Source organism: Pseudogemmatithrix spongiicola, from assembly GCF_030623445.1.
In the GTDB taxonomy this organism is placed as follows: Bacteria; Gemmatimonadota; Gemmatimonadetes; order Gemmatimonadales; family Gemmatimonadaceae; genus Pseudogemmatithrix; species Pseudogemmatithrix spongiicola.
Genome location: NZ_CP130613.1, coordinates 2,402,694 through 2,427,586, shown reverse-complemented (window position 1 = coordinate 2,427,586; position 24,893 = coordinate 2,402,694). Strand labels below are relative to the sequence as shown.

Here is a 24,893-nt window from a genome sequence, read left to right as displayed (position 1 = left end):
CTACTTCAGCAGGTACTCCACCGTCGCGACCACGCGGATCGTCTTCTTCACCTGGCTCGCCTCGCCGATGCCCATCGCCTGGTCGCGCGGCAGGATCTCGAAGTACCCCTGATTGGCCTGGCGAATCCCGCCCAGCGACGAGCCGGCATCCTCGGCGAATTGCTGGGCGGCTTCGCGTGCGCGTGCCGTGGCCTGCGCGATCATCTCGGGCTTGAGCGCGTTCAGGCCCGTGAACACGAACGTCGGTCCGCCGTTGCCGTACTGCTCGCCGCTCGAGAGCACCACGCCCTCGTTCACGAGCTCGGCGACGCGCTGGCTCGCCGCCGCCACCACTTCCGGCTGCGTCGAGCGTACGAGCACCGTCTGCGTGATGAGATAGCGCGGCCCGCCGATCTGCCCGCCGTACTCCTGCGCCTGCTTGTCGCGGACGGCGAAGTCCTGCAGCGTGATCTGCGTGGTGTCCACGCCGTGCCGCGCGAGGAAGCGCTTGATGCGCGTCACGCTGGATTGCAGGTCGCTGTTGGCGCGCCCGAGGTCATCTTCCGCGGCGACGATGCGCAGGGGCCAGATCGCGAGATCCGCCACCGCCTCGCGCTCCGCCACGCCCTTCACCGTCACGTAGCGCTCGGCGGCCTTGGCGCGCACCACGCCATGGCCGGCCAGCAGCCCGCCAAGCGCGATGCCCACGGCGAGGATGATCGAATTGTTGCGGTCGAGCGTCATTGGGGTTGCTTCCGTTGTTCGGCGTAGTAGGCGAGGACTTCGAGGAGCGACTGGCCGCCCGCGTAGCGGATGTCGGCAATGATCCAACGGTTGCCGCGACGCTGCAACACGTAGATCACGTCCGGAACCAGCGGGTGTCCCCAGTCGCAGCGGTCATACACCGCAACGTCCATCGTGGTGTCAGTCGCGACGGCCGCACGCGATTCCATCCCGTCGCAGACGTCCTGGGCATTGATGAACGGATCGAAGTCGAGCCCAACAATCTCCTCGTCGTTGGCCACGGCCGCATCGCGGTCCTCCTGGAGCGCACGCATCAGCGTCGGCGAGAGGTCGTCACGCAGCACCGTGAGCGGGTTCCAGCCTTCGGGATGCTCCCGCGAGGCGTCGAACTGGCCGAGGTAGCGCTTGAGGAAGTCTTCCACGTAGAGCGTCGCGTCGCGCTGCAGGCCACCGCCGGGGGACAGCGCCAGCTGCGGCCGGATGGTCGCGTTCTGCGGGTCGTCGCGGAAGGTCTCGAACTCGAGATAGTAGCCCTCGGGATCCTTGGCCACGAAGCCACGCGTGGGCTGCCGGCGGCCGTCGGCGAGCTCGTGCACCATCTCCACGCCGCGGCCGCGCAGGTACGCGTACCACTGGTCCACCTCGGCCGTCACGAAGCTCAGCGTCACGGGCTTCTGCGGTGCGGCGCGGTGTAAGCCCTGCGACTCGTCCACGAGGCCGACGTACGACGTCGGGGAGACGCGGTAGATCTTGGAGTAGCCCTGATCCACCGTGAGCGTGAGTCCAAGCACGTCCTCATAGAAGCGCTGCGCGCGCGGGATGTCGCGGTAGTAGAGGAAGGTGATGTTGGCCTGGAGACCGAGGGTGGCCGGGCGCGCCGGTCCCGGCGCCTGCGCGGCAACGGTGCGGGCAAGTCCGGTGACCGAACAGAGAAGCAGCAGGCTCAGCAGGCGGCGCATGCGAAGGCAGTGAAAGGTGGGCGACATCGACCCCAAAACATTGCCGCACGGGCGTCCGTACGGCTAGCGGACCCTACGATCCCGACGACCATGCACACGCGACTTCTCCTGGCGGCGGCCCTCGCCGCGCTGGCCCTCCCCGCTGCCGCGACCGCCCAAGCCGTGCAGGCCCGCGACTCCTCCTACACGCGCGGCGACCGCACGATCTACCACCAGCATGCCCCCAGCGAAACCGAATGGGGCTACGCGCAGGCGATCGTGGTCGGCAACACCATCTACGTCTCCGGCACCGTGAGCGGCGGCCGCACGATGGAAGAGGAGATCACCAACATCTATCGGCGCATCGAGCGCACGCTGCGCGTGAATGGCTTCACGATGCAGGATGTGGTGAAGGAGACGGCCTACGCGAAGGACATCGAGGCGCTCGCGGCGGCGAACCCGGCGCGCCTGCGGGCGTACGCGGGACACACGCCGGCGGCGACCTGGGTGCAGATCACGCGGCTGCTCGCCGAGGGCGCCACCGTGGAGATCGAGGTGACCGCCGTGCGCGCCCCGCGGCCGTAGTCAGTCCTTCCAGTCCATCAGCGAGAGGTAGGCTCGCCACGGCCCCACCTCCTCGCGGTACCGCTTCGCCATTGCCCGCGCGACCTGCGCGAGGTGGCCGAGGTCGTGCGCGGTCCACGTCGCCAGCAGTTGCCGCAGCGTCACCTCGCCGAAGGCGGGGTGCACGCCGCGGCGTGCGAGATCCGCGTCGCCGAGCGTCCAGCCGTCCAGCGTGCGCACACTCTCGGCGCGCAGCGTCGCAAAGCGCTCGAGCAGCACGTCCGCCGACTTGCCGCGGCTCGCCTCGAACATCGCGGTGCGATCGAACGGCGGGAACGTCTTGTCCGCGGCATCACCGAGGATGATCCGGGCGCGGGGGATCCAGTCGGTCTCCTCCCCGTGGATCAGATGCCCGAGCACGTCAAAGGGGCTCCACGTGGAAGCCCCTTCGGTGACATGCAGCCATGCATCGGGCAAGCCGCCCAGCCACGCCTCGAGGACCCGCGGCGTGCGCAGTAGCAGCGCACGCGCTTCGTCGAGGCGGAAGCCGTCGCTCACTGCATCCCGGCCGCGCGCGGCACGGTCGGCATGATCCGCAGCGCGTTCTGGTAGTACACCTTCCGCAGCACCGCGTCCGGGAGGTCGATGCCGTAGAGCTTCCAGAACGCGTGGTAGTCGCGGTAGTAGTCGAAGTAGTCATCGCGCGTCTCGAACACGCGCCAGTAGTACGGATACTCCTCGGGCTGGTACGAGTCCTTGCCGAACAGGATGCGGTCTTGGTACTTCACGAAGAAGTCCCGCATGGCCCGCAGCTGGCGGCCGATGTCGTAGAGCACCGCGCCGACCTCGACGAGCATGTTCGGCATCTCGTCCATCATGCGCGTGAGGCGCGGCAGGTCGTTCGCGTACCAGGCCATGTGCGCCACCACGAACGTCGTGTTCGGGTTGCGCTTGATCATGCGGTCGCGCTCCTGCGCCAGCTGCTCGAAGCTCGGAAACTCCTCGCCGTAGCGCCGGTTGGGGAACAGCGCGAGCTCGAGCCAGCGCTCGTTCTTGTAGTCGATCGGCTGCCAGAACTCCGCCGGGTCGGCGGTGTGGATGAAGACGGGAATCTTGAGACGCGCCGCCGCCTGCCACACGGGATCCAGCGCCGGGTCGTCGATCGCGAGGCGCGTGCCGTCGGCCTTGCGCGTGCTGAGCCCCAAGCCCTTGCCGATCTCGCCGACGCCCACGGCGCCCGCCGCGACATCCGCTTCGAGCTGTGCTACGGCGCGCTCGGCCCAGCCGGGGCCCACGTTCGCGAAGCTGATGCCCGTGAGGAACCGAATGCGATTGCGCATCGTCGGATGCGCCTGCACGACGGCCACCTGTGCCTTGAGCGCATCGCCACTCACGTTGTTGGCGGCGATCATGACGCCCAGGCCCATCGCGTCGAACTCGCGCTGCAGCGCGTCGAGCTGCTCGGCGCTGCGGATCGGCGCCGGATGGCCGTGGAAGTCCACGGCCGGGAACTTGGCGCGCGGCACCGGTTGGTCCGCGCTCACCACCGTGTTGCGGGGCCGGTAGTCGAGGATGCTCGGTGCCGGCATCGTGGGGGCGCGGCAATTGCGCGGCCGCACTTCGGTCATGCCCGGCGGGCACTCTTCGCCGGCTTGGATGGTCACGCCGCCTTGCTGGCCGCCCGGCTGGGCGACGAGGAGGGCGGGGAAGATCAGGAGGGCAAGAAGAAGGCGCATGACAGAACAATAGCCAGAAGCGGGGCTCCAGGTTCCCACGCGACCTCGCTCTCCTAGAGCTTCCGCGCCTGCAGCGCTCCCGACGGACACTTGGCCACTTGTGCGATGATCTCGTCGGCGCTCGCGGCGTCGACGTCCACCCAGCGCTGGCGACGGGTGTCGAACACTGCGGGCAGTCCGCGCACGCACTTCGCAGAGTGGGTGCAGATGTTGGGGTCGAAGGTGACTTCGACACCGTTGCCTTGGTAGGTCTGCAGGCGCTTGGTCATGCTAGTGCTCCGGCCGAAGGGTGTGAGGTGTCCCGCGTGGCCCGTCCGTGCGCACGGGCTCGAGCGTGGCTGACAGACGTCCGAGCTGCAGGGCGCGCACGAACGTCGTGCCGGGCGTGGTGAAGACTTCGGCCGTGGCGGGCGTCTGTCCAAAGCTGCGTGCGACGACGCGCAGCACGCCCGATGGCAGGCTATCGAGCGCGAAACGCCCAAACTCGTCCGTGGTATCCGCGGCGAGTCTCACGCCATGGCGCGCGACGAACACCGGCACGCCTGGCATCGCAGTCCCCGCGGTGTCCCGCACCACGCCGCGGAGCCGCACCGTTCCGGCTCGGGCGAACACCGGCGCGGGACGGCCGACGCTGTCCTGCACCAGCACGGTGACGGTCGCCGCCGGCACCGCGCTGAATAGGCTTGGCTGCCGCGACCGCGACAGTGTCGCGGTGAACGTTCCGGCGACGAAGTACTGCGCCCGCACCGCCCCGCTTGGCGTGATCGAAAGCCCGTTCCGAAGCGAGAACCCGTAGCGTCTGAGCTCGCCGAGAACGCTGCCCTCGCTGTCGACGGCGAGTACGCGCACACGCTGGCCAAGGAACACCGAGTCCGTCAGTCCCATCCGGAACGTATCCGGATCGGCGACTAATCGTGCGATGCGTGGCCGCAACTCCGCGAGTCGCTCGTCGCTCAGCTGCCCCGGGCGCTCCGGCACGTCCCACCGTACGCGCACGCTGTCGCGGATGACGGCACCGACGATCGGGCTGACGACGACCGGCAGGCGCGGCTCCGGTTCCGACGCCGGCGCGCCGATTCCGCAGGCGCAGAGCGCTGCGCCGCCGGTCACGGCAGCCATCCACCGGGGTGGGATCGGGCGCATCGGCATCCTCGAATCATGGCCACCGGCGCAGGCGAGGGCCAGCCGCGACGAAGGCCGGGGCCTCCCCTTCGACGACGACGGTCCGCGGGCTAGATTCCCTTCCGTGGCGCCAGTGCGCCCGCTGACACATTCGGCCCCCGCGGCCGTGGAGACTTCATGAGCAGCAACGCGACCCAGATCCTGCACGATCCCTACGCCGAACGCCTCTTCAAGGCCCGCGCCATCATCATCAGCGGCGGCATCGACCAAGAGCTCGCCGAGCGCGTGACCACGCAGTTGCTGGCCATGAGCACCGAGTCCAAGGCGCCGATCACGATCTACCTCAACTCGCAGGGTGGGCATGTCGAGGCCGGCGACACCATCCACGACATGATCAAGTTCGTGGACGCGCCGGTGCGCATCGTCGGCACGGGCTGGGTGGCCAGCGCCGGCGCGCTCATCTATGTGTCAGTGCCGCGCGAGCGTCGCTTCTGCCTGCCGAACACGCGCTTCCTCCTGCACCAGCCGGCCGGCGGCATGGGCGGCACGGCGGCGGACATCGCCATCGAAGCGCGCGAGATCCTCAAGATGCGCGAGCGGCTCAACAAGATCTTCTCCGTCGCGACGGGTCAGCCGATCGATCGCATCGAGGACGATACCAACCGCAACTTCTGGCTCGACGCCGAGACGGCCATTGAATACGGCGTCGCCGGCAAGATCATCAGCTCGGTGACCGAGCTCAGCTGACCTGAGCGCGACGGCGGCGGTGGCTTACGGCACCGCCGCCGCGATCGCCGCCGCGAATCGCGCCGCGGCCTCCGGCTTGGACCGCAGCCACAGCTCGGGCTCAATCAGCTCCAGCTCCATGAGCTGGATCGCCCCGTCGTTCCCGCGCACGATGTCCACGCGCCCGTACTGCGGGTGCGGGTCTACCGCCGCGATCGCCCGCTGCGCAAAGGCGATCTCCGCGGCCGTCGGCTCGTACGGCGACCACGTGCCGCCATGGTCGTCCTGCACGCGGAAGTCACCGGCCTTCGGCACTTTCTGCACGGCATGCGTCGCGACGCCGTCGAGCACCATCACCGACCGCTCGCCGCCGACTTGGATGTCGCGCACGAAGGGCTGGTACATGAACGCCTCCTGCGCGAGCACCGGCGCCAACGTTTCCTGCAAGGCGGCCGCGTTCGCGGCGTCCACGCGGTAGGTGTGCCGTGCCGCCCCGCTCACGCAGGGCTTGAGCACGCCTTCGTCCCAGCCACAGCGCGCGACGAGCTCAGGCAAGGTCTCGGGACTGGCGGCCTCGTGGTAGACGGACGGCACGATCGCCACACCGCGGCGCTCGAGGTCGCCGAGGTAGTGCTTGTCGAGGTTCCACCACACCGTGCGCGCGTCGTTGATGAAGGGGACGAGGCGCTCGGCACGCTTGAGCCAGGCGGTGAACTCGGGGAAGCGGTCGAAGTAGTCCCAGGTCGTGCGGAACACGGCGAGCCGGTACGACGCCCAGTCCACGGACGCATCCGACCAATCCACCCGCTCCGTTGAGAGCCCCCGCGCGGCCAACGCCTCCGTGAGCAGGCGGTCGTCGTGCAGGATGTTGCGGAGATACCAGTCGTCGGCGGCGGGCTCGCGGCCCACGTAGCGGCGCTCGGAGACGAGGGCGATGTCGGCGGTGCGGGGCATCCGTGAAAGGTAGGGCCGCCGAGAAGTGCCCGACGGCAGCGGCCGTGCGCCCGCGATCAGAAGACCGCGTGCGCCCCGCGGTCGTCCCCAATCTCGCCGCGCAGCAACTGCGCATAGTGCTCGCGCAGCGTGTCACGGCCGTAGCGCGGCGTCGCGTCGGCGTCGTAGCGGCCGCGCGCCTCGTCCCAGAGCAGCATGCTCTCCGTCGCGTAGTAGTGCCCGATGCGCGCGAACTCCGCCTTGTCGAGCAGCGGGGGAATCAGCGCGCCCACTGCGTCCAGCAGCGAGGCCACCACCAGGAGCAGCTTCGGCGACACCGAGCGGAACTTCGGAGGCTGCCCGGTCAGTTCGAAGAGCAGCATGCCCTGCTCGCGCAGCGTCAGCACCGGGCCCGGTCCGCCGATCGGCAGCACGCGGTTCCAGCGCGACTCGTCCGCGATGCATTCCACGAGGTACCGCGCCGCGTCCGCGTCGCTGATCGGCAGGCAGGCCGTGAGCGCCCCATCGCCGAAGAGCAGGAACGGCTTGCCGCGCTTCACGCGCTCGACCTGCCCGGACAGCGACTTGAAGAACGCCGTCGGCCGCACGATTGAGTAGCGGATTCCGCTCTCGGCCAACGTCTCCTCGAACGCGAGCTTGGCGTGCTGGAAGGCCAGCCGCGGCTTCTGCACGCAGATCGCCGAGAGCAGCACGAAGTGCGGCACGCCGCAGCGCTGGGCCTCGGTCAGCACCGCACGATTGGCGCCGTCGTCGATCGCCCACGCGTCCTTCGGAGCGCCGGTGCGGGAGGCGAGGCAGGAGATGACGGCGTCGAAGCGTTCGCCGCGGAACGCGTCGCCGGCGAGTGAGGCGGCGTCGCGCACGTTGGCTTGGCGAACTTCGACACCGGCAGGCATCTGCACCTCGCGCCCCGGACGCACGATGGCGACCGGGGCACAGCCGGCATCGACCAGCGCCTGCGCCGTCGCGCGTCCGATGCTGCCTGTCGCGCCGACCAGCAGCACTCTACGCATCACGGAAATCGTGCTGGGCGGTCATCAAGCGCATGGGGCGTGCGTCGGAGGGAATCACGCCCCAATTCTAACGCCGTTGCGCGCGTTGCCGCCTACGGATTCCCCTTCACGACCGTCGCCAGCGCGGCCAAGCTGCGCTCGGCGTCCACCGGCGGTTGCGCGGGCGTCGCGATCAGCTGCGCCGCCGTGCCCCGCGCTGCATCCAGGGCCGCACGGGTGCCGGCATCCGGCGTACGCTGCGTCCAGCGCACGCTGCGCTCCGCGTACCGCACCGCGAGGTCGAGATCGCGTCCCACGGCGTCGAGACGGCCGTTGCGACGCTGGCTCCAGCCCAGCTCGGCGAGCTGCAGGTGATTCTCCGCGAGGGCGCGATCGAAGAGCACGAACTCCTGCGTCAGCTCCTGCGCGTTCGAGACGCGACCATTGCCAAGGCGCGAAACCAATGCGTCGGTGCGCGGCTCGAGGTCCAGCAGCTTGGCGCCGATCTCCGGGTCTTTGCAGCGGCCAATCTCCTGCCGGAACGCGGCGGAGACGCCGGCCAGCGCCATCGCCGCCTCGCGAGACCGCCCGCTCACGTAGAGTTCGTGCACGCGATCGAGTGCAACCAGGTCGTTCTGTGCCAGGGACGGCGTCGGCAAGACGAACGTCGTGAGCGCGACGAGCGCCGCGCGACCAAGCAGCGAGTGACGCATGGGGAACCTCCGGAGCGGGGAGAGCGGGGATGCTGCCTGCACCTTGCGGCGCCGGAGGGCACGCCGACATCCGGAGAATCACCGAAGCTGTGGAAGGGAATCGCTCACCCGTCGCGGAACCACCGCCAGCCGTGGCGGCAAGGGCGCGGACTGCGCATACTCTCCGCATGGAATTCCGTCCGATTGCCGCCGCTGCGGCCCTCGCCGTCCTGAGCGCCGCGCCGCTCACCGCCCAATCCGCCCGGGCCATCGTCCCCGCCGACCTGCTGCGTCTCCGCGCCGTCGGGGAACCGCGCGTCTCACCCGACGGCGAGTGGGTCGTCTTCACGGTCTCGCGCGTGGATTCCACGAAGGACAAGCGCGACTCCGACATCTACATGGTACGGTGGGACGGCACGCGCAGGCTGCGGCTGACCTCCAGCAGCGAGAGCGAATCCGATCCGCGCTGGAGTCCTGACGGCCGCTACTTGAGCTTTGTCTCTTCGCGCCAAGGCAGCGATGCCTCGCAGCTCTGGCTGCTCGAGCGCGCCGGCGGTGAGGCGCAGCGTGTCACCGAGCTCGACGAAGGCGTGGATGATTACGCCTGGTCGCCCGACGGCAGCCGTATCGTGATCGTCTCCAAGGACGTCGACTCGCTCGCCAAGGCCGATACCACGCGCCCGCGCCCGATCGTCATCGACCGCTACCTGGCCAAGCGCGACGGCGACGGCTGGCTCGACCGTCGGCGTACGCACCTGTACCTGTTCGAGGTCGCGAGCAAGACACTCGCGCAGCTCACGCGCGGCGATGCGGACGACCGCGAGCCCGCGTGGTCGCCCGACGGCCGGCGCATCGTCTTCACCAGCGCGCGGCACACGGACGAGGACCGCAGCGACGAGTCAGATCTGTATGTGGTTGACGCGCGCGCCGGCGCGGAGCCGCAGCGCCTGACGTCGAGTCCCGCCTACGAACGCTCGGCGACGTTTAGCCCCGACGGTCAGTGGATCGCGTTCATCCAGGGCACCTTCACCCCGGTCCCCATGTACGGGACGCCGCGCATCGCCGTGATGCCGGCGGCCGGCGGAACGCCGCGCGTCCTCGCGCCCGCGCTCGACCGCCCGCAGTCCGATCCCGTGTGGACCGCGGACGGCGCCGCCGTACTCACCATCCTCGATGACGACCGCCGTGCCCCACTCGTGCGCATCGCCGTCGCCGATGGCGCCATCACGCGCCTCATCGATGGCCGACGCGCCGTCGACGCGGTGCATCAGGCCCACGACCGCATCGCGCTGCGCGTGTCCGACGTGGCGACGCCGGCGGAGCTCTTCGCGCTCGACGGCGATTCGCTGCGCCGCCTGACGCGCGAGAACGATGCCTGGCGCGCCGAGGTGCGCACGGCCGAGGCGGAAGAGTTCGCCGCCCGCAGCCGCGACGGCACCATGGTGCACGGCATCCTCACGCGCGCGCTCGGCGCCGATGCCTCACGCCCGCAGCGCACGGTGCTTTGGATCCACGGCGGCCCCGTGGCGCAGAACGATTGGTCGTTCTGGCTCGAGAAGGAGGCGTTGGCCGCGGCGGGGTGGAACGTGCTGCAGATGAACTATCGCGGGTCCAGCGGACGCGGCGAGGCGTTCCAGCGCGCCATCTACGCCGACTGGTGTGGCAAGGAAGTCGAGGATCTCATGGCCGCGGTCGATGAAGCCGTGCGCCGCGGCATCGCCGATTCCGCGCGCCTCGGTGTGGGGGGCTGGAGCTACGGAGGAATTCTCACCGACTGCCTCATCGCCACCACGACGCGCTTCAAGGCGGCGATCAGTGGGGCGGGCAGCTCACTGTTCACGTCGATGTACGGCAGCGACCAGTATCCGTCGCAGTACGACGCCGAGCTCGGGCCGCCGTGGAAGAACCCGCGGCTCTGGGAGAAGGTCTCGTACGCCTTCTGGCGCGCCGAACGCATCAAGACGCCGACGCTGTTCATGGGCGGCGCCGACGACTTCAACGTGCCGATCGCCGGCAGCGAGCAGATGTACCTCGCGCTGCGCACGCAGAACGTGCCGACGCAGCTCGTCGTGTATCCCGGCGAGAACCACGGGATCCGGCGGCCCAGCTTTGCGGTCGATCGCGTCACGCGATGGATCGACTGGCTCGAAAAGCACACGCCGGCGGCGCGCCCGCGGCCTTAGGACTTGATGGGACCGAGCGCGACGCGGCGAGCCACTAGGGCCCGGGCCCCGTAGCCGGCGAAGCACGCGGCGGCCAAGCCCAGCGGGAACCAGCCCGGCGGTCGCGCCCAGACGGCGGCGCAGCCGATGGGCACATCGCCGACGAGGTCAAGGACCAGGCGATCCGGCGGCGTTCGGCGCGCACCGCAAATCAGGACCGACTTGCGGCACGAACCCGCCGGTTGATGCGGATGGCGCCGCGGAACACCAGACCGCAGACGACCGCTCCGATGACGAGGTCGGGAATCGCGGAGTCGAGCAGCGCCACGAGCGCAGCGGCCAGCAGGACGCTGAGGTTCGCCTGCACGTCGGTGGCCGAAAGGATCCACGCGGCTTGGAGATGGACCTCCCCGTGCCATGGCGAGCAGGGCAAGGAGATAGACGGCGGCATCGGCGCCCATATCGAGGCCGTCCGCGACGAGGCCCATGGACTCCGCATGCCAGCCACTGGCGAGTTCCACGACGAACATCGCGCCGTTCAGTGCCAACAGCGTGGTCAGTGCGCGGCGCCCGAGATGCTCGTCACTCACCGCTGCCTCTCACGCCGGATGGCCTCCGCGGCGAGCGCCCGCAGCGCCGGGCCGGAGAGGCCGGCGGGAAACGCGGAGGCGTTGGGGTGGGTGGCGTCAGGCTTCATCTCGAAGCGCGCGCCACAGGCCGATGATGGCGGCGGTGCCTCCGAGCGCGCCCAGGATGGGGAACTCCCGCTCACCGCGCAGCGCCAAGACTGCCCGCCAAACGGCAAGCCCGGTGAACGCAACGCTGAGCGCAGCGATGAACCCGATGGCGAAGCGCCGCCGGGCAGACGATACGGGGGTCGCAGAGGGCTTCATGGTGACGTGTCGATGGGAAAGTTGTCAGGAGTCTGTGTTTCTGCCGTGGACGCCTCGCCCACCCTACGCATCAACAGATAGTCCTCTTCGACAGCTCCGCCTGTCCGAGCGTCTCGGCGCGTGAGGTGCGGGAAGGCGCGGTGAGCCGCTGGACGTGGCTCCGCATTGCGGCGCCGGCGAAGCAGAGGATGAAGACGCCGACGAGCCAGAGTGCCCAGCCCATGGCGGATCCAGCACGTTAGCAGCGGGAACGGGTTGCACGAGAGCAACTCGAAAATCAGTTCAGGTCTGCGTAACGCGTGCTTCTGCCCGTAGCGAGCGTCGTCAGGCGGACGGCGGCAAAACGCTGCCACAGAGTTCGACCAGCCGCCCGTCGCGGATGCGCAGGCCAAGTGTATGCTCCTCGTCCCAAGCCACCTGCACCTGGACCTCGATCGGGAACGACTGGCGCGCGGTGTCCACGTGTACGGCCAGCACCTCAACGTGCGACCATACGTCGTCAGGGCCACGCAATGCCGCGGGATTGAATGCATCGGCCTCGAGTTCGCCCTCGCGTACGGCGTCCGCATAGGGCTCAAGGTGTTCAAAGAGCAAGCGGCCGATCTCCTCCCGGAGCGCGCGGTACTGCAACGCCGCCTCATGCGCGAGGGCGAGGCTTGGCTGATTCGGGGCCTTGCGATCGCCAGCGACACAGAGCTCAACCGTCCCGAGCCCGGGCAATGCGGTGCGGGCAATCCACACTCCCCTGCGACGGGTAAACACTCCGAAGTGCGCATCGGTGTATGGATCCGGTCCGAACAAGCCCATCGAAAAGCCTCAGGAGAGGCGGTCAGAAGAACGTGTGCTTCTACTCTGAACATCTCAATAGAAAGCAGTGGTGCGGCGGCCGCTAGGTCGTCACTCGCACGTGTACTCGCGGCAAGCGGCGACATCCGTGCGCGGGCACCGCGAGCGAGTGAACGCCAGGACCGGCGTGTCGAGTGCGACCGCGGCGATGATCACGGTGGCGGCGACGAGCCGGTGCCGGGCGGCTGCGATGAGGATGCCGAAGCCGCACGCGGCGAAGCATGCCTACACGAGCGTGTACAGCACCTCACCGGTCGGAGTCGTGCAGCGTTGTCCCCCACGGCTGCGAGTCTTGCCTCGGTCGAGCGCCTGCAACTGGAGCGGACGCTTCGAGAGAAAGTGCGGCGCGGTGAACAGCGCGGCGTTCGACTGGGTGTGTCCACGTAACGTATGCGTCTGCTCGGGCCCTCCAATGGACCGTGCGGGCGCAGCCCGCGCTACCGTGGGCTGGCCGTCGGCAGCACGCGACGCTTCCGCCCTCAACCCGGTTTGCTACGGCGGTTGGTGGGGCGTAAACTGCTGTCATGGACAGGACCATCTACCAACGCTGCCAGAGCTGCGGAATGCCGATGGGCAAGGGTCCCGAGAAGCGGGGGACCGAGGCTGACGGCTCGCCGTCGCCGATGTACTGCGGGCTCTGCTACGCCAACGGTAGGTTCTTCCGGCCGGATGACACGGCTGAACAGATGAAGGACTTCGTCGTGAACATCCTGACCACCAAGCAGCACTGGCCGCGCTTTCTGGCGCGCTGGGCGGCCCGTGAGATCCCAAAGCTCAAGCGCTGGCAGCCGTAGCGCCTGCGGAGCGTGAAGACCCGCCGAGGCGATGCTTCGGCGGCTGGCGTGAGATCCGACAGGTTTCCCGGATCCTACACGGATGCCGTTCGTGTGAGGCGCTTCTCATGGAACGTCGCGCGTCGGCGCGCGCCGACGCGCGACGTGGAGACTCGCGCCGAACATCAGGGTGACGACCGGGAGCCAGAGGGCGCGCTCGGGGGCGCTCGGCGTGGCGGCGTTGGCGACGATGCCGAGGGCGCAGTAGGCCACGACGACCCAGGCCATGCGGCGGAATCGATCGGTGCGGGCACGGGCGCGCACGGCGACGATGAACGCGACCAGGAGGAGGGCCGATGCCAAGGCGACGAGACGACCGGCGAGTGGCAGGGCACCACCGACGCGTCCGCCCTGCGTGAGCTGTCCCCACGGCGCGCCGGCGACGAGCGCGAGCTGGAAGAGCGTCACGGTGCCCGCGCAGAGGGTGAAGAGGTTCGCGCTGAATGCGTGCGACATGGTGGGAGCGTGGCCTTCTACCACTGCGGGTCCGAGCAACGAGTGCATCTGTTGCGGTTGCTCCAATAAGATGCAGTTGTGTGGCGGCCGCTAGGCCGTGCAATGCTCCATCGGGCCGTCACCCCGGTACGGGCGTGGCGAGCTTGAGACCGATGATGCCAACGATGATGAGCAGGACGCTGACGACGCGCAGCACCGTGAGTGACTCGCCGAAGAGCCAGCTCCCGGCGACCACCGATCCCACCGCGCCGATGCCGACCCAGACCGGATAGGCAGTGCCGAGCGGAAGCGAGCGCATCGCGATGCTCAAGAGCCAGAAGCTCAGCGCCATCGCGCCGAGGGTGGCGAGTGAGGGTCCGAGGTGAGCGAAGCCTTCGGACTTCTTCAAGCCGATGGCCCAGCCGACCTCGAGAAGGCCCGCCAGGGTGAGGAGGAACCAGTTCATGTTCAGAATGCTCGCGACAGTCCGGGTCGTCCCGGGGCGGCATGGACTCCGCGGGGTCGTCCTCGCGGGCGGCGGGCGCGAGGAGCGCGCCGTGCTCTGGAAAGCTAGTCGATCGCGTGCATCAACATGACGTGTGCTTCTGCTGTGGACGCTCCAATGAGGAGGGTTTGGCGGGGCGTGCGCAACCAACCCAGGCCATCACGGACGCCCCGCCAAACCCATCCCTAGCGGTGGCCATCGGCGGCAAGCGTCGGTGGTGCGGCGCGCTCCGAACTTACGGTGCTTCGAGCGCCGCGCGGAGTCGCCTTTCGAGCTCTTTCGCTTGCTCGTCGTAAATGCGCCAGCCCATTCTCAGGATCCAGACGCCGAAGGCAGCCATTCCCCCGAGTATGAGTAAGGACTGCCCGTCACCTCGACGGAACGCGGCGATGCCCCACGACACCACAGTCGACAACCATACAACGAAGATCACGGGCGCAAACGCGAACCCAGTCGGACGAATCGTGAGACGTGTGCCGCCGGCGATGGGTGCGAGTGATCCCGTGAGCGTTGCGCGAAACGAGTTGCGACCTGAATGAGGTAGCCGCACCTCCAATTGACGAGCGTCAACGCGTCCCCAGAACTGCGTGCTGTCGGCCGGAGGCCTCACGGCCGCGAGAAGCGGGACAGGCTTCAATGCCGCCGCTATTCGCGCGCGGACCTGGGCAGGAGGTAGCGAGACTTCGATTACAAAAGGCGTCGGCATTCACGATCTCGTCTTTGCTCGCACTAACGTGTGCTTCTGCTTCGAGTGCTCCCATAGGATGCGGTTGGGGGGCCACGGGAAAAAGTGAAGCCGTGGCCCCCCAACCGCTACCGCCCCCGCGCTCGTCGGCAGCAAGCTGCGTTATGCGACTTGCAGGGGGTGAATGTGCGCGATTTCGCGCTTGAGCCCCTTCGCCGCGTCCCAGAGGTCGATGTTCCGCTGGAGATTCAGCCAGAACTCCGGCGACGTCCCGAAGAGCTTGCCGAGCCGCAGCGCCATCTCGGGGCTGACCGCACGCCGCTCGCGCAGCAACTCGTTGACGGACTGCCGCGAGACGCCGAGGGCCTCGGCGAGCGCCGTGACCGAGAGCTCATACTCCGGGAGGAAGTCCTCGCGGAGAATCTCCCCCGGATGAATGGGGCGCCGCTCAAGCGGCTTGGTGTTGGCAATGCTCATGAGACACTCCAGCTAGTGGTAATCGCAGAACTCCACGTCGAACGCATCCCCGTCCGCGAACCGGAAGCAGATGCGCCATTGGTCGTTCACGGATATGGCGTGCTGTCCGGCGCGATCACCCTTGAGGGCGTGCAAGCGATTGCCGGGCGGCACCTTGAGATCGGAGACCTGGGTGGCGGCGTCTACGGCGGCGAGCTTGCGCAGGGCGCGGCGGGCGACGTCGGCGGGCACGCGTTTCGCCTTGCCGGTGCGGAACAGCTCCTCGGTTTGCCGGTCCGCGAAGGTCTTGATCACGCTGAAATGTAACGCGTCACGTGACACGCGTCAAGGTCGGCGGTGTTCGCATAACGTATGCTTCTGCTGCAAGCGCTCCCATAGTTGGTATGAAGCGGCGGCTGGACCTCCGCCCATCGCGGGGTGCAAGGTTCTGCCCCATACCATCTACCGTGCTCACCGTCTCGCGACGGGGCACACTGCGGAGGCCAGCCGCCATGGATATGATAGGGATTGATCTCCACAAGCGCGAGAGCCAACTCTGCATCCTCGACGCGGAGGGGCACGCGACGGAGCGGCGCATCGTCACGAGCCGTGACCGCTTCACGGCGGTGCTGGGGTCGCGTCCGCCCGCGCGGATCCTCGTCGAGGCGTCGACCGAGAGCGAATGGGTCGCGTGTCACCTGGAGGCGCTCGGCCACGCGGTGATTGTCGCCGACCCGAACTTCGCGCCGATGTACGCCACGCGGAGTCGGCGCGTGAAGACGGACAGGCGCGATGCGCGCACCCTCGCCGACGCGCTCCGGCTCGGCGCCTATCGGCCAGCGCACCGCGTGTCGGCCGCGCGCCGCCACGTGCGCGCCGAGCTGGCGGTGCGCGAGGCGCTGGTCCGCACGCGCACGCGGTGCATCGCGCTCGCCAAGGCGCTCGTGCGCCGCGACGGCCTGCGCGTGCCGAGCAGCACGGCCGCGAACTTCGTCGAGCGACTCACGGCGCTCCCCCTCGGGTCGACGCTGGCGGCCGAGCTCGCGCCGTTGATCGCGGTCCTCGGCCCGCTGAACGTCCAGATCGAGGCCGCGGACGCGCGCATCGCGGCACTGGGGCGCACGGACCCGATCGTGGCGCTGCTGCAGACGGCCCCCTCCATCGGGCCGGTGACCTCGAGCGGCCTCGTCGCGATTGCGGATGACGTCGGCCGGTTCCCGTCGGCGCACCAGTTCGAGGCCTTCCTCGGGCTGGTGCCCGGGGAGCGGAGCTCAGGCGAGAAGCGCCGGGTCGGGCACATCACGAAGGCGGGCAACCGCCGCGCGCGCTATCTCCTGGTCGAGGCGGCGTGGCGCATCCTCCGCTCGAAGGCGGCCGACACCGCGGTGCTGCGCGCGTGGGCGCAGCGCATCCTGCATCGGCGGGGCAAGAAGATCGCGGCGGTCGCGCTGGCGCGGCGGCTCGCGGGCATCCTGTATGCGATGTGGCGGGATCAGCGGGCGTATGACGCGGGCCAGCTGCGGATGCCGCCGAGCGAGCCGGTGCACGCCGCGTAAGCACCGCGGGCATGCAGGACCTGCGTAGGATCGAGATGACTGAATCGGGCGTGGTGAGCGCGACGCATTTTATGGCCGCTGGTGAGAGCCGACCCATAGTTGGCGCCACCACTCCTTCGCAGACCCCAATGCGCCGAGGCCGCGGGCCTCACGAGTGAGCGCGAACAGAAGGATGAGCAGCACCTCGAGCCGCGCGGGCACAATCGAGAGTTGCAACAGCGTCAGCACATCTGGGGCTTGACGCGGGCCGCCGCTTCACAGAAAAATGCGGTTGGGGGGCCGCGGCAATCGTTCACGTAAAGTGAAGCCGTGGCCCCCCAACCGCTACCGCCCCTGCGCTTGTCGGCAGCAAGCGTCGTTATCTGGCCGGTGCGCGCTAAACCAGGCTAAGGGACCGCGGAGTCAGCGCGTCGAAGCCCAAGTGCGTGGTATATCCAGCCAACAAGCCGGCAATGATGCCCGATAGCAAGCGGCACAGGAACTCAGCAAAGGCATACACGGCTCTCAGGAGTGAATCCTGAGGAAGCAACTCGCGTTCGTGCCGAAGCTGATCAGCCTTGCTGCGAAGCCACTCCTGCCACGAAATGAGGACGGATCCGGAGACGGAGTAGACTGCGGCTGCGGCAGCAACGGAGTGAGCGCTGCCACGATGATTCGGCGACGTCGGAGGGTCGAGCAAGTCAGGCGCACGACCACCAAACGCACCGCCCGCGATTCCACCAAGTGCTTCGATGAGCCGATGGGCGTCCGGCTGCGACTCGGCGCGCTTGAGCGCAAACAAGGCGCCTGCGACCCCGCTCGAGACTACGTGGAAATCACGATTTGGCATACAGCCAATCTAATCGAGGTCCAGATAACGTGTGCTTCTGCTGCGAGCGCTCCCGTAAGATGCGGTTGGGGGGCCGCGGCGGTCCTTCACATAAAGTGAAGCCGTGGCCCCCCAACCGCTATCGCCCCTGCCTTCGTCGGCAGCAAGCTGCGTTATACGCTCGCGCGCCGACGTTGACGAGCTGGCTTCCGCTCCTGCGCAATGCGTTCCGCAAGATAGACCTTGAGCAAGCTCTGGTAGGGCACGTCCTTCTCGTTCGCGAGCACGCGCAGCTCCTCGAGCATGGCCTGCGGGAGCCGGAGCGAGATCGTCGCGGTCGACGGGCGGAGCTTGGCGAAACGCACGGGCTGCGCCTTGCTCAGGTCGAGGTACTCCGCGGCGTCATGGGACATCCAGAACGCGCCCGCTTCCTCGTCGGAGCGGAACTTGGGGACGGCCTTGAGCTTCTTAGCGGGCTTGGACATAGCGGCGACGCTCCAGGCGACTCATGTCGCGGACGGAGATGATGCGGATGAGCTTGCGGCGGACAGTGAAGGCGGCGGTGAGGAGGCGCCCCGAGCCGGTGGGGCCGAAGATGAGAAAGCGCCGTTCACTGGCGGAGTGCATCTCGTCCTCCAGCAGGACCAGCGGGGCGACGAAGAACATCTCTTCGGCCTCGCCCTGGGAGACACCGTGGCCGAGGACGTTCTTCTCGGTGTTCCCGGCGTCCCACTCGAAGCCGTCGACGTTGGCCAGGAGCGCGGCGAGATCCAGCATAGTCTAAGTATATGGCGAACATATACAGACCGCAAGCACACGCGCGACCGTCCCGGATGCGTATAACGTCTGCTTCTGCTGCAGCTGCTCCAATAAGACGCAGTTGTGGGGCGGCCGCTAGGCCGTCCCATGCCCTACAGGGCGGCCGCCCCACAACTGCTTCCGCACCCGCAGCTGTCGGCAGCAAGCGGCGTTATCGCGCCGGCGTTATCGCGCCGCGCGTCGATTGCGTCGGGGCCAGAACCGGAAGCCGAGGATCGCACCGGCGGCGCCCATGGCAATAAAGTGTCCGAGCGTCATCTCGTCGCCGCGCCACCAGAAGTAGACGGCGGCCAGGCCGGCGACGAGGAACGGCCCGAGGATGAACTGGTGCAGGACGCTCGCGACCATCTGATCCTCAGCGGCGATGCTGTCACCCGTCATCTCCGTCAGGCTCGCGCGCATCCGGCGCGCTTGCTGCGCGCGCTCACTGCGCTGTGCGAGGCGACTCTTCATCGGCGAAATCCTCTGGGACCGAAAGCGGCTAGCGTGCGTCGGGCGAGGTGAGGGCATCGCGCCGCCGATGGGCGTAGCGCAGGGACTCGAGCCCGGCGGCGGCCGCGAGCAGGACGACCATGTAGCGCGGCCCCTCGATGAGCGCCACGACCAAGCTGATCAGGGACAGCGCGAGCGCACGGAACAGCGGCGGACGCGCCGCGTATCCATCCCGAGCGAGCATTTCCTCAGACATAGCTCTCATCCGGTCCGATGTGTATGAGTCGCGATAACGCGTGCTTCTGCTGCAGCCACTCCATAAGATGCGGCCGCGTAGCGGCCGCTTCAATAGCGTGGCTGTCGGCAGCAAGCGTCGTGATAGCGCGCGCACCCTTGCGCGGTAGTACCAATGTGCTACCTTTGTAGCATACCCGTGCTACGGAGACCGGGATGGTTCGCGAACTCACGCTGCGCCAGGTCGGCGGCTCGATCGGCGCCACGATTCCGAAGGACATGGCCGAGCGCCTGCACCTCGAGGCCGGCGACCGTGTGCTGGCCGTGGAGACGGACCGGGGGATTCTGCTCACGCCCTACGATCCCGACGTCGAGGCGGGACTCGCGGTCGCGGCGCACGCGGCCAAAAAATTCCGGAACGCGCTACGCGAACTGGCGAAGTAGCCGATGGCGACGCCTCGCTGGGTGCCGCGGCTGGTGCTGGACGCCGCGCACCTAGACCAGCTGCGCGAGCACGGGGGGCTTCCGGGCATTCGGGACGAGAATGCGCTGGAGGCCGCCTTGGCGCGCCCGCAGCAGAAGCACAACTACGAGCCGGATTCGGACCTCGCGACGTTGGCGGCGGCGTATGCGTTTGGACTCGCCAAAGCGCATCCGTTCAACGACGGGAACAAGCGGGCTGCGTTCCTTGCGGCGATGATCTTCCTCGGCTTGAACGGCAAGGACCTCGACGCGACGGAGGCGGAGGTGGTGCAGGTGATGACGGCGCTGGCGGCCGGCTCACTCACCGAGGCTGCGCTGGCCACGTGGATGCGCGAGCGCCTCGTTCGACTAAAGCTGTAGCGTCCCGGTCGCTATAACGTATGCTTCTGCTGCGAGCGCTCCCATAGTTGGTATGAAGCGGCGGCTGGACCTCCGCCCATCGCGGGGTGCAAGGTTCTGCCCCATACCATCTACCGTGCTCACCGTCTCGCGACGGGGCACACTGCGGAGGCCAGCCGCCATGGATATGATAGGGATTGATCTCCACAAGCGCGAGAGCCAACTCTGCATCCTCGACGCGGAGGGGCACGCGACGGAGCGGCGCATCGTCACGAGCCGTGACCGCTTCACGGCGGTGCTGGGGTCGCGTCCGCCCGCGCGGATCCTCGTCGAGGCGTCGACCGAGAGCGAATGGGTCGCGTGTCACCTGGAGGCGCTCGGCCACGCGGTGATTGTCGCCGACCCGAACTTCGCGCCGATGTACGCCACGCGGAGTCGGCGCGTGAAGACGGACAGGCGCGATGCGCGCACCCTCGCCGACGCGCTCCGGCTCGGCGCCTATCGGCCAGCGCACCGCGTGTCGGCCGCGCGCCGCCACGTGCGCGCCGAGCTGGCGGTGCGCGAGGCGCTGGTCCGCACGCGCACGCGGTGCATCGCGCTCGCCAAGGCGCTCGTGCGCCGCGACGGCCTGCGCGTGCCGAGCAGCACGGCCGCGAACTTCGTCGAGCGACTCACGGCGCTCCCCCTCGGGTCGACGCTGGCGGCCGAGCTCGCGCCGTTGATCGCGGTCCTCGGCCCGCTGAACGTCCAGATCGAGGCCGCGGACGCGCGCATCGCGGCACTGGGGCGCACGGACCCGATCGTGGCGCTGCTGCAGACGGCCCCCTCCATCGGGCCGGTGACCTCGAGCGGCCTCGTCGCGATTGCGGATGACGTCGGCCGGTTCCCGTCGGCGCACCAGTTCGAGGCCTTCCTCGGGCTGGTGCCCGGGGAGCGGAGCTCAGGCGAGAAGCGCCGGGTCGGGCACATCACGAAGGCGGGCAACCGCCGCGCGCGCTATCTCCTGGTCGAGGCGGCGTGGCGCATCCTCCGCTCGAAGGCGGCCGACACCGCGGTGCTGCGCGCGTGGGCGCAGCGCATCCTGCATCGGCGGGGCAAGAAGATCGCGGCGGTCGCGCTGGCGCGGCGGCTCGCGGGCATCCTGTATGCGATGTGGCGGGATCAGCGGGCGTATGACGCGGGCCAGCTGCGGATGCCGCCGAGCGAGCCGGTGCACGCCGCGTAAGCACCGCGGGCATGCAGGACCTGCGTAGGATCGAGATGACTGAATCGGGCGTGGTGAGCGCGACGCATTTTATGGCCGCTGGTGAGAGCCGACCCATAGTTGGCGCCACCACTCCTTCGCAGACCCCAATGCGCCGAGGCCGCGGGCCTCACGAGTGAGCGCGAACAGAAGGATGAGCAGCACCTCGAGCCGCGCGGGCACAATCGAGAGTTGCAACAGCGTCAGCACATCTGGGGCTTGACGCGGGCCGCCGCTTCACAGAAAAATGCGGTTGTGGGGCCCCAGCAGACCTTGTCCTAAGATGAGGCTGGGGCCCCACAACCGCTACGCTAGCTGCGCTCGTCGGCAGCAAGCTGCGTTATGGCGCAGGCGCGCCAATCTCCGCTCACGGAGCGAGGGAGACCGAGAAGCGATTGCTCACGAGCCGACGGTTCTCACTCGCGAGGCGTAGCACCATGGTGCCCTCGGCGATGCCAACGGGCTCCCCGGTAGCTCCGTTGAAGACAGTGGGCCCGTGAATGATCAAGGTGTCGACTCTCGCAGCGCCCGGCCGGATCTCGATGGGCTCCACGCCGCCAACGCATCCCCAGGCGGGGTTGAAGGCGGAGCGTGTGCCTGCTGTCTCTGCGTGCAGCTCAACCCCGAAGATCGGGCCTGCACTTTCCGGGTTGCAGCGGCCGAGGCGGACCGGCTCTTGGGAGCCGTTTGTCGTGCGCACAATGACCCGAAATGCATACTGCGTCCGTGGAGGGGTACCGGGCAGAGCCTCTGCAACGTAACTCGTCGCGTCTGTCTCAACTACCACGCCGGGGAGCGCTTCGGTGGGAGAGACGCATGCGGATGCTAGTAGCGCGAGGCTCGCGACGACCAGTAACGGAGAGCGGAGAATGCGCATGAGTTGAATCGAGCTTGGATGACGGATACTCCACCTACCCCGCGAGCACGCGTGCGGTCACTGAGTGTGGCTGTCGGATGAATTCAAGCAATCAATGCAACAGCTTCGTCGAAGACTTCTGCCGGGGTGCGGAAGTCGAGCGTCTTGCGGGGCCGTCCATTGAGCTGAGCCGCGACGGCATCGAGCTGCCGCTGCGTAACGTTGGCGAGGCTCGTGCCCGTGGGGAAGTACTGCCGCAGGAGGCCGTTCGTGTTCTCGTTGGTGCCGCGCTGCCACGGACTGTACGGATCGCAGAAGTAGACCTGCACGCCGGTGGCGACGGTGAAGCGCTGGTGGTGCGCGAGTTCCTTGCCGCGGTCCCAGGTGAGCGAGCGCGCGACGTGCGCCGGCAGCCGCCGGATCTGGCGGATGAGCGCGGGCACGACGCGGCCCGGCTCCTTGCTCTCGACCTTCACGAGGATCGTGAAGCGCGACGTGCGCTCCACGAGCGTGGCGATGTGCGTGTTGCCGCCGCCGGCGAGGAGGTCGCCCTCCCAGTGGCCGGGCACGGCGCGGTCCTCGACCTCGGCCGGGCGCGCGCTGATGGGAATGGCATCGACGATCTGCCCGCGCCCCTGGCCCTTGCGCGTCGAGGCGCGGGCGCGCCGCACCACGCGTCCCGTGCGCAGGTGCCTCAGCAGTTCCTTCTTGAGCACGCCGCGCGCCTGGACGTACAGCGAGCGGTAGATCGTCTCGTGCGACACGTGCAACTCCGGCTCGTGCGGGTAGGTGCGGCGGAGCCACGCGCTGATCTGCTCCGGTGACCAGCGCAGCTTCAGCTTCGCTGCAATGAGATAGCGCAGGCGCGGCCGGGACGCGAGGCGGCAGGCCTTCGGCCGACGCGCGGACTTCCACGCGACCGCGTCGGCGCGGACGGCCCGATACTTCGTCGGGCCCCCATGACGTGCGACCTCACGACTGATGGTCGATGCGGCACGGCCCAGGGCGCGGCCGATCGCTCGGTAGGATTCGCCGGCGGCGAGCCCGCGCGAGATGCGCTCCCGTTCGTCGAGCGACAGCGCCAACGCCGATCGTGCACGCAGGCGCGGCGAGATGCCCCCTTGCTTGCGAATCACGCCGTGAAGTGCGCCGGGATCCTTGGCGAGGTCGCGGGCGATCTCGCGGACCGAGTCACCGGCGCGATAGCGCGCCCAGAGTTCAGCGCGCTGCTGCCACGTGTAGCCGTGCGGGCTGGGGATGAACATCGCGACAACCTCCATATAGAAGGAACTATGGAAGGTGTTGCATCGACCCTCTGAATCCAGTCCCCATAACGTGTGCTTCTGCTGCGAGCGCTTCCATGAAATGCGGTTGTGGGGCCCCAGCAGACCTTGTGAAAAGATGAGGCTGGGGCCCCACAACCGCTACACTAGCTGCGCTCGTCGGCAGCAAGCGTCGTTATCGGGCGAACGGCCAAACGTCGGGAGACTGTCGCACGTGCACGACGCCGATCACGACAATGCGGTCCTCGAACGCCTGGAAGAAAACCATGTACGGGAAGCGTCGGAGCAATGCGCGGTGCACGCCAGGTCGGACGAGGCGGTACGCTTGCGGCAGGCGCGCGACGGTTGTGAACGTGGCCTCGCAGGCACGCAGGAACTCCGTGCCGAGGCCGGGTTGCCGGTTCTCGTACCAAGCAAACGCCGCGTCCATTTCGAACGCGGCGGAGAACAGCACGTCAATGCGGCGGGCGACGAAATCCACTCAGGGGCCGTGGAGCTTGTCCTTCAGGATGCTCTCGCGGACTTCTTCCCACGGAATGGCGCGCTCCCGGCCGCTCTTGAGATCCTCGACGCGCCGGTCGAGCTCGGCAATGAGCTCCGGGGTCATCGGGATGTCGGCAGCCGGCGTATCCGTGGCGATCGAGTCCCACAGGTCTTCGACGAGGAGCAGCCGCTCAGCCACCGGGAGGCGGCGGAGCGCTTCGAGGTCGACGGCGGGCGGGTTCATGGTTCCAATCTGCTGGAAAGGCGTGCTCTCGGCAAGAACGCGGCGGTCCCGATAACGTGTGCTTCTGCTGCGGACACTCCAATAGAACGCGCGGGCGCAGCCCGCGCTACCGAAGCGTGGCCGTCGGCAGCAAGCGTCGTTATGCCAAGGCGCGCTGACGCAGATAGTTCCGGGCCTCCGCAATAGAGAGCCAGCGCTGTTCCATCTGCATCGCCCTGTGAATGAGCCGGTGACAGTTGGCACAGAGGAGCGCGAGGTCTGCCAGTGTGGTTTCGCGGCGTTCCCCCGAACCTAGCGGAACGATATGGTGAACCTCGAAACGCCCCTCGCTCAGTGCAGCATGCTGAGGGATCGCAGCGAGCGAGCAGATCTCGCACGCAAGGGGACCTTCGGCTCTACGCGCGGTGATGAAGTTGCTTCGAAGCTCAGGGCTGCGCTCCCGGCGGTAGTGCGCTTCTAGGACAGGACTTCCTTCAGCAAACCCCGTCGATCGCATCTGCGCACGATTCTCGACGGTGCCGGGGATGCCTTCAAGAATGCGTTGGGCCTCTGCTCTCGCTGCCGCTGGGCTAGCGCCTAGCTCCCTCCAGACCTGAAGGTCCACTCGCGAACCGTTGGCCATTCCGCCGCCGGTCGCCACGGCATGTAGGTTGCGCAGCTTTAGCGATACCCCGTTGGGGTTGCGGAATCGGGGATCATTGGACGCCGCCTGATTTCCGGGCATGGCTCGGAGTACACGCGAAAGCCGCAGGATTCTCTCGTCAGAGGTGGGAGGGGTCCGGCCGCCATTCGCTAGGTAGAGGTCGAGCGCTAGGACAACCTCGTCTCGCGTCCACGGGTGCATGATCTAC

The 24,893-nt window shown here is 68.2% G+C and carries 33 protein-coding genes; 8 read left to right on the top strand and 25 right to left on the bottom strand.

The features are described from left to right. A complete protein-coding gene (locus Strain318_RS11190) occupies positions 1-723 on the bottom strand; it encodes an SIMPL domain-containing protein (protein ID WP_367885779.1) in 723 nt (240 codons plus the stop codon). Further along, complete coding sequence (locus tag Strain318_RS11185) at positions 720-1,682, bottom strand: VOC family protein (protein WP_367885778.1); 963 nt, start codon at positions 1,680-1,682, stop codon at positions 720-722. Before Strain318_RS11185 ends, Strain318_RS11190 begins: the two co-directional genes overlap by 4 nt. Positions 1,683-1,772: 90 nt before the next feature. On the opposite strand from Strain318_RS11185, the gene Strain318_RS11180 reads away from it, so the two are divergent. Further along, positions 1,773-2,246 carry a RidA family protein gene (locus Strain318_RS11180; protein ID WP_367885777.1) on the top strand — a complete coding sequence of 158 codons (474 nt, stop codon included), beginning with the start codon at positions 1,773-1,775 and terminating at the stop codon, positions 2,244-2,246. On the opposite strand, the gene Strain318_RS11175 is transcribed toward Strain318_RS11180, so the two are convergent. Genes Strain318_RS11175 through Strain318_RS11160 form a run of 4 tightly spaced genes read right to left on the bottom strand, consistent with a single transcriptional unit; the run spans position 2,247 to position 5,080 of the window. Continuing rightward, positions 2,247-2,783, bottom strand: coding sequence for a DinB family protein (locus Strain318_RS11175; RefSeq protein WP_367885776.1), 537 nt, complete (start codon positions 2,781-2,783; stop codon positions 2,247-2,249). Continuing rightward, complete coding sequence (locus Strain318_RS11170; RefSeq protein WP_367885775.1) at positions 2,780-3,961, bottom strand: amidohydrolase family protein; 1,182 nt, start codon at positions 3,959-3,961, stop codon at positions 2,780-2,782. The genes Strain318_RS11175 and Strain318_RS11170 overlap by 4 nt, the downstream gene beginning before the upstream one ends. Positions 3,962-4,014: 53 nt before the next feature. Beyond that, a complete protein-coding gene (locus tag Strain318_RS11165; protein ID WP_367885774.1) occupies positions 4,015-4,230 on the bottom strand; it encodes a (4Fe-4S)-binding protein in 216 nt (71 codons plus the stop codon). Between the two features lies 1 nt (position 4,231). Then, positions 4,232-5,080, bottom strand: a complete 849-nt coding sequence (locus Strain318_RS11160; RefSeq protein ID WP_367885773.1) for a carboxypeptidase-like regulatory domain-containing protein — start codon at positions 5,078-5,080, stop codon at positions 4,232-4,234. A 180-nt stretch (positions 5,081-5,260) separates the two neighbouring features. Between Strain318_RS11160 and Strain318_RS11155 the strand changes: the two genes are divergently transcribed. Beyond that, positions 5,261-5,830: an ATP-dependent Clp protease proteolytic subunit gene (locus tag Strain318_RS11155; RefSeq protein ID WP_367885772.1), complete on the top strand. Its 570-nt coding sequence runs from the start codon at positions 5,261-5,263 to the stop codon at positions 5,828-5,830. A gap of 24 nt (positions 5,831-5,854) precedes the next feature. Here the strand turns inward: Strain318_RS11155 and Strain318_RS11150 are convergent, their stop codons facing one another. The 3 genes from Strain318_RS11150 to Strain318_RS11140 all read right to left on the bottom strand — a co-directional run bounded on the left by Strain318_RS11150 (position 5,855) and on the right by Strain318_RS11140 (position 8,468). After that, positions 5,855-6,763 (bottom strand): ATP-grasp domain-containing protein, encoded by a 909-nt coding sequence (locus Strain318_RS11150; RefSeq protein WP_367885771.1) that lies wholly within the window; start codon positions 6,761-6,763, stop codon positions 5,855-5,857. A gap of 56 nt (positions 6,764-6,819) precedes the next feature. Next, positions 6,820-7,776: an NAD(P)H-binding protein gene (locus tag Strain318_RS11145; protein ID WP_367885770.1), complete on the bottom strand. Its 957-nt coding sequence runs from the start codon at positions 7,774-7,776 to the stop codon at positions 6,820-6,822. Positions 7,777-7,868: 92 nt separating this feature from the next. Continuing rightward, complete coding sequence (locus tag Strain318_RS11140) at positions 7,869-8,468, bottom strand: hypothetical protein (protein ID WP_367885769.1); 600 nt, start codon at positions 8,466-8,468, stop codon at positions 7,869-7,871. A 167-nt stretch (positions 8,469-8,635) separates the two neighbouring features. Here Strain318_RS11140 and Strain318_RS11135 point away from each other — a divergent pair, with 167 nt between their 5' ends. Beyond that, complete coding sequence (locus Strain318_RS11135; protein WP_367885768.1) at positions 8,636-10,630, top strand: alpha/beta hydrolase family protein; 1,995 nt, start codon at positions 8,636-8,638, stop codon at positions 10,628-10,630. On the opposite strand, the gene Strain318_RS11130 is transcribed toward Strain318_RS11135, so the two are convergent. From Strain318_RS11130 to Strain318_RS11120, 3 genes are all read right to left on the bottom strand, one after another. Then, a complete protein-coding gene (locus tag Strain318_RS11130; RefSeq protein WP_367887911.1) occupies positions 10,627-11,139 on the bottom strand; it encodes a cation transporter in 513 nt (170 codons plus the stop codon). The two genes, Strain318_RS11135 and Strain318_RS11130, sit on opposite strands and share 4 nt — an antisense overlap. Before the next feature lie 156 nt (positions 11,140-11,295). Continuing rightward, positions 11,296-11,502 carry a hypothetical protein gene (locus Strain318_RS11125; protein WP_367885767.1) on the bottom strand — a complete coding sequence of 69 codons (207 nt, stop codon included), beginning with the start codon at positions 11,500-11,502 and terminating at the stop codon, positions 11,296-11,298. Between the two features lie 324 nt (positions 11,503-11,826). Further along, positions 11,827-12,309 (bottom strand): DUF6985 domain-containing protein, encoded by a 483-nt coding sequence (locus Strain318_RS11120; protein ID WP_367885766.1) that lies wholly within the window; start codon positions 12,307-12,309, stop codon positions 11,827-11,829. Between the two features lie 563 nt (positions 12,310-12,872). On the opposite strand from Strain318_RS11120, the gene Strain318_RS11115 reads away from it, so the two are divergent. Beyond that, on the top strand, positions 12,873-13,142 hold the full coding sequence (locus Strain318_RS11115) for a zinc ribbon domain-containing protein (RefSeq protein ID WP_367885765.1): 270 nt from the start codon (positions 12,873-12,875) through the stop codon (positions 13,140-13,142). 105 nt (positions 13,143-13,247) lie between these two features. On the opposite strand, the gene Strain318_RS11110 is transcribed toward Strain318_RS11115, so the two are convergent. From Strain318_RS11110 to Strain318_RS11095, 4 genes are all read right to left on the bottom strand, one after another. Next, positions 13,248-13,637, bottom strand: coding sequence for a hypothetical protein (locus Strain318_RS11110; RefSeq protein ID WP_367885764.1), 390 nt, complete (start codon positions 13,635-13,637; stop codon positions 13,248-13,250). A gap of 118 nt (positions 13,638-13,755) precedes the next feature. Next, complete coding sequence (locus tag Strain318_RS11105; protein ID WP_367885763.1) at positions 13,756-14,082, bottom strand: DMT family transporter; 327 nt, start codon at positions 14,080-14,082, stop codon at positions 13,756-13,758. A gap of 886 nt (positions 14,083-14,968) precedes the next feature. Next, entirely contained in the window at positions 14,969-15,283 is a 315-nt protein-coding gene (locus Strain318_RS11100; protein WP_367885762.1) for a HigA family addiction module antitoxin, read from the bottom strand. A gap of 12 nt (positions 15,284-15,295) precedes the next feature. Then, positions 15,296-15,577 carry a type II toxin-antitoxin system RelE/ParE family toxin gene (locus Strain318_RS11095; protein WP_367885761.1) on the bottom strand — a complete coding sequence of 94 codons (282 nt, stop codon included), beginning with the start codon at positions 15,575-15,577 and terminating at the stop codon, positions 15,296-15,298. Positions 15,578-15,780: 203 nt separating this feature from the next. Here Strain318_RS11095 and Strain318_RS11090 point away from each other — a divergent pair, with 203 nt between their 5' ends. Beyond that, positions 15,781-16,818 (top strand): IS110 family RNA-guided transposase, encoded by a 1,038-nt coding sequence (locus Strain318_RS11090; RefSeq protein ID WP_367885697.1) that lies wholly within the window; start codon positions 15,781-15,783, stop codon positions 16,816-16,818. A gap of 376 nt (positions 16,819-17,194) precedes the next feature. Here the strand turns inward: Strain318_RS11090 and Strain318_RS11085 are convergent, their stop codons facing one another. The 5 genes from Strain318_RS11085 to Strain318_RS11065 form a co-directional block, all read right to left on the bottom strand. Next, positions 17,195-17,647, bottom strand: coding sequence for a hypothetical protein (locus Strain318_RS11085; RefSeq protein WP_367885760.1), 453 nt, complete (start codon positions 17,645-17,647; stop codon positions 17,195-17,197). A 152-nt stretch (positions 17,648-17,799) separates the two neighbouring features. Then, complete coding sequence (locus Strain318_RS11080) at positions 17,800-18,111, bottom strand: BrnA antitoxin family protein (protein ID WP_367885759.1); 312 nt, start codon at positions 18,109-18,111, stop codon at positions 17,800-17,802. Further along, complete coding sequence (locus tag Strain318_RS11075; RefSeq protein ID WP_367885758.1) at positions 18,095-18,403, bottom strand: BrnT family toxin; 309 nt, start codon at positions 18,401-18,403, stop codon at positions 18,095-18,097. Before Strain318_RS11075 ends, Strain318_RS11080 begins: the two co-directional genes overlap by 17 nt. A gap of 207 nt (positions 18,404-18,610) precedes the next feature. Further along, positions 18,611-18,898: a hypothetical protein gene (locus tag Strain318_RS11070; protein ID WP_367885705.1), complete on the bottom strand. Its 288-nt coding sequence runs from the start codon at positions 18,896-18,898 to the stop codon at positions 18,611-18,613. A 28-nt stretch (positions 18,899-18,926) separates the two neighbouring features. Further along, complete coding sequence (locus Strain318_RS11065) at positions 18,927-19,133, bottom strand: hypothetical protein (protein WP_367885704.1); 207 nt, start codon at positions 19,131-19,133, stop codon at positions 18,927-18,929. Between the two features lie 194 nt (positions 19,134-19,327). On the opposite strand from Strain318_RS11065, the gene Strain318_RS11060 reads away from it, so the two are divergent. The 3 genes from Strain318_RS11060 (at position 19,328) to Strain318_RS11050 (ending at position 21,158) form a co-directional block, all read left to right on the top strand. Continuing rightward, positions 19,328-19,555, top strand: coding sequence for an AbrB/MazE/SpoVT family DNA-binding domain-containing protein (locus Strain318_RS11060; RefSeq protein ID WP_367885757.1), 228 nt, complete (start codon positions 19,328-19,330; stop codon positions 19,553-19,555). A gap of 3 nt (positions 19,556-19,558) precedes the next feature. After that, complete coding sequence (locus tag Strain318_RS11055) at positions 19,559-19,954, top strand: type II toxin-antitoxin system death-on-curing family toxin (RefSeq protein WP_367885756.1); 396 nt, start codon at positions 19,559-19,561, stop codon at positions 19,952-19,954. A gap of 166 nt (positions 19,955-20,120) precedes the next feature. Continuing rightward, complete coding sequence (locus Strain318_RS11050) at positions 20,121-21,158, top strand: IS110 family RNA-guided transposase (RefSeq protein WP_367885697.1); 1,038 nt, start codon at positions 20,121-20,123, stop codon at positions 21,156-21,158. Between the two features lie 978 nt (positions 21,159-22,136). On the opposite strand, the gene Strain318_RS11045 is transcribed toward Strain318_RS11050, so the two are convergent. From Strain318_RS11045 to Strain318_RS11030, 4 genes are all read right to left on the bottom strand, one after another. Beyond that, entirely contained in the window at positions 22,137-23,297 is a 1,161-nt protein-coding gene (locus Strain318_RS11045; protein ID WP_437436301.1) for an IS30 family transposase, read from the bottom strand. 193 nt (positions 23,298-23,490) lie between these two features. Beyond that, entirely contained in the window at positions 23,491-23,796 is a 306-nt protein-coding gene (locus tag Strain318_RS11040) for a type II toxin-antitoxin system RelE/ParE family toxin (RefSeq protein ID WP_367885754.1), read from the bottom strand. Further along, complete coding sequence (locus Strain318_RS11035; RefSeq protein WP_367885753.1) at positions 23,797-24,042, bottom strand: addiction module protein; 246 nt, start codon at positions 24,040-24,042, stop codon at positions 23,797-23,799. It lies immediately after the preceding gene. Between the two features lie 139 nt (positions 24,043-24,181). Further along, complete coding sequence (locus Strain318_RS11030; RefSeq protein WP_367887910.1) at positions 24,182-24,538, bottom strand: HNH endonuclease; 357 nt, start codon at positions 24,536-24,538, stop codon at positions 24,182-24,184. Between the last annotated feature and the right edge of the window lie 355 nt (positions 24,539-24,893).

Excerpts from the sequence above, each read along its gene's own strand:
- Strain318_RS11190 (WP_367885779.1), bottom strand. The coding sequence starts at position 723 with ATGACGCTCGACCGCAACAATTCGATCATCCTCGCCGTGGGCATCGCG.
- Strain318_RS11185 (WP_367885778.1), bottom strand. The coding sequence starts at position 1,682 with ATGCGCCGCCTGCTGAGCCTGCTGCTTCTCTGTTCGGTCACCGGACTT.
- Strain318_RS11180 (WP_367885777.1), top strand. The coding sequence starts at position 1,773 with ATGCACACGCGACTTCTCCTGGCGGCGGCCCTCGCCGCGCTGGCCCTC.
- Strain318_RS11170 (WP_367885775.1), bottom strand. The coding sequence starts at position 3,961 with ATGCGCCTTCTTCTTGCCCTCCTGATCTTCCCCGCCCTCCTCGTCGCC.
- Strain318_RS11165 (WP_367885774.1), bottom strand. The coding sequence starts at position 4,230 with ATGACCAAGCGCCTGCAGACCTACCAAGGCAACGGTGTCGAAGTCACC.
- Strain318_RS11160 (WP_367885773.1), bottom strand. The coding sequence starts at position 5,080 with ATGGCTGCCGTGACCGGCGGCGCAGCGCTCTGCGCCTGCGGAATCGGC.
- Strain318_RS11155 (WP_367885772.1), top strand. The coding sequence starts at position 5,261 with ATGAGCAGCAACGCGACCCAGATCCTGCACGATCCCTACGCCGAACGC.
- Strain318_RS11150 (WP_367885771.1), bottom strand. The coding sequence starts at position 6,763 with ATGCCCCGCACCGCCGACATCGCCCTCGTCTCCGAGCGCCGCTACGTG.
- Strain318_RS11145 (WP_367885770.1), bottom strand. The coding sequence starts at position 7,776 with ATGCGTAGAGTGCTGCTGGTCGGCGCGACAGGCAGCATCGGACGCGCG.
- Strain318_RS11140 (WP_367885769.1), bottom strand. The coding sequence starts at position 8,468 with ATGCGTCACTCGCTGCTTGGTCGCGCGGCGCTCGTCGCGCTCACGACG.
- Strain318_RS11135 (WP_367885768.1), top strand. The coding sequence starts at position 8,636 with ATGGAATTCCGTCCGATTGCCGCCGCTGCGGCCCTCGCCGTCCTGAGC.
- Strain318_RS11130 (WP_367887911.1), bottom strand. The coding sequence starts at position 11,139 with ATGTTCGTCGTGGAACTCGCCAGTGGCTGGCATGCGGAGTCCATGGGC.
- Strain318_RS11125 (WP_367885767.1), bottom strand. The coding sequence starts at position 11,502 with ATGAAGCCCTCTGCGACCCCCGTATCGTCTGCCCGGCGGCGCTTCGCC.
- Strain318_RS11120 (WP_367885766.1), bottom strand. The coding sequence starts at position 12,309 with ATGGGCTTGTTCGGACCGGATCCATACACCGATGCGCACTTCGGAGTG.
- Strain318_RS11115 (WP_367885765.1), top strand. The coding sequence starts at position 12,873 with ATGGACAGGACCATCTACCAACGCTGCCAGAGCTGCGGAATGCCGATG.
- Strain318_RS11110 (WP_367885764.1), bottom strand. The coding sequence starts at position 13,637 with ATGTCGCACGCATTCAGCGCGAACCTCTTCACCCTCTGCGCGGGCACC.
- Strain318_RS11105 (WP_367885763.1), bottom strand. The coding sequence starts at position 14,082 with ATGAACTGGTTCCTCCTCACCCTGGCGGGCCTTCTCGAGGTCGGCTGG.
- Strain318_RS11100 (WP_367885762.1), bottom strand. The coding sequence starts at position 15,283 with ATGAGCATTGCCAACACCAAGCCGCTTGAGCGGCGCCCCATTCATCCG.
- Strain318_RS11090 (WP_367885697.1), top strand. The coding sequence starts at position 15,781 with ATGATAGGGATTGATCTCCACAAGCGCGAGAGCCAACTCTGCATCCTC.
- Strain318_RS11085 (WP_367885760.1), bottom strand. The coding sequence starts at position 17,647 with ATGCCAAATCGTGATTTCCACGTAGTCTCGAGCGGGGTCGCAGGCGCC.
- Strain318_RS11080 (WP_367885759.1), bottom strand. The coding sequence starts at position 18,111 with ATGTCCAAGCCCGCTAAGAAGCTCAAGGCCGTCCCCAAGTTCCGCTCC.
- Strain318_RS11075 (WP_367885758.1), bottom strand. The coding sequence starts at position 18,403 with ATGCTGGATCTCGCCGCGCTCCTGGCCAACGTCGACGGCTTCGAGTGG.
- Strain318_RS11070 (WP_367885705.1), bottom strand. The coding sequence starts at position 18,898 with ATGAAGAGTCGCCTCGCACAGCGCAGTGAGCGCGCGCAGCAAGCGCGC.
- Strain318_RS11065 (WP_367885704.1), bottom strand. The coding sequence starts at position 19,133 with ATGTCTGAGGAAATGCTCGCTCGGGATGGATACGCGGCGCGTCCGCCG.
- Strain318_RS11060 (WP_367885757.1), top strand. The coding sequence starts at position 19,328 with ATGGTTCGCGAACTCACGCTGCGCCAGGTCGGCGGCTCGATCGGCGCC.
- Strain318_RS11055 (WP_367885756.1), top strand. The coding sequence starts at position 19,559 with ATGGCGACGCCTCGCTGGGTGCCGCGGCTGGTGCTGGACGCCGCGCAC.
- Strain318_RS11050 (WP_367885697.1), top strand. The coding sequence starts at position 20,121 with ATGATAGGGATTGATCTCCACAAGCGCGAGAGCCAACTCTGCATCCTC.
- Strain318_RS11045 (WP_437436301.1), bottom strand. The coding sequence starts at position 23,297 with ATGTTCATCCCCAGCCCGCACGGCTACACGTGGCAGCAGCGCGCTGAA.
- Strain318_RS11035 (WP_367885753.1), bottom strand. The coding sequence starts at position 24,042 with ATGAACCCGCCCGCCGTCGACCTCGAAGCGCTCCGCCGCCTCCCGGTG.
- Strain318_RS11030 (WP_367887910.1), bottom strand. The coding sequence starts at position 24,538 with ATGCGATCGACGGGGTTTGCTGAAGGAAGTCCTGTCCTAGAAGCGCAC.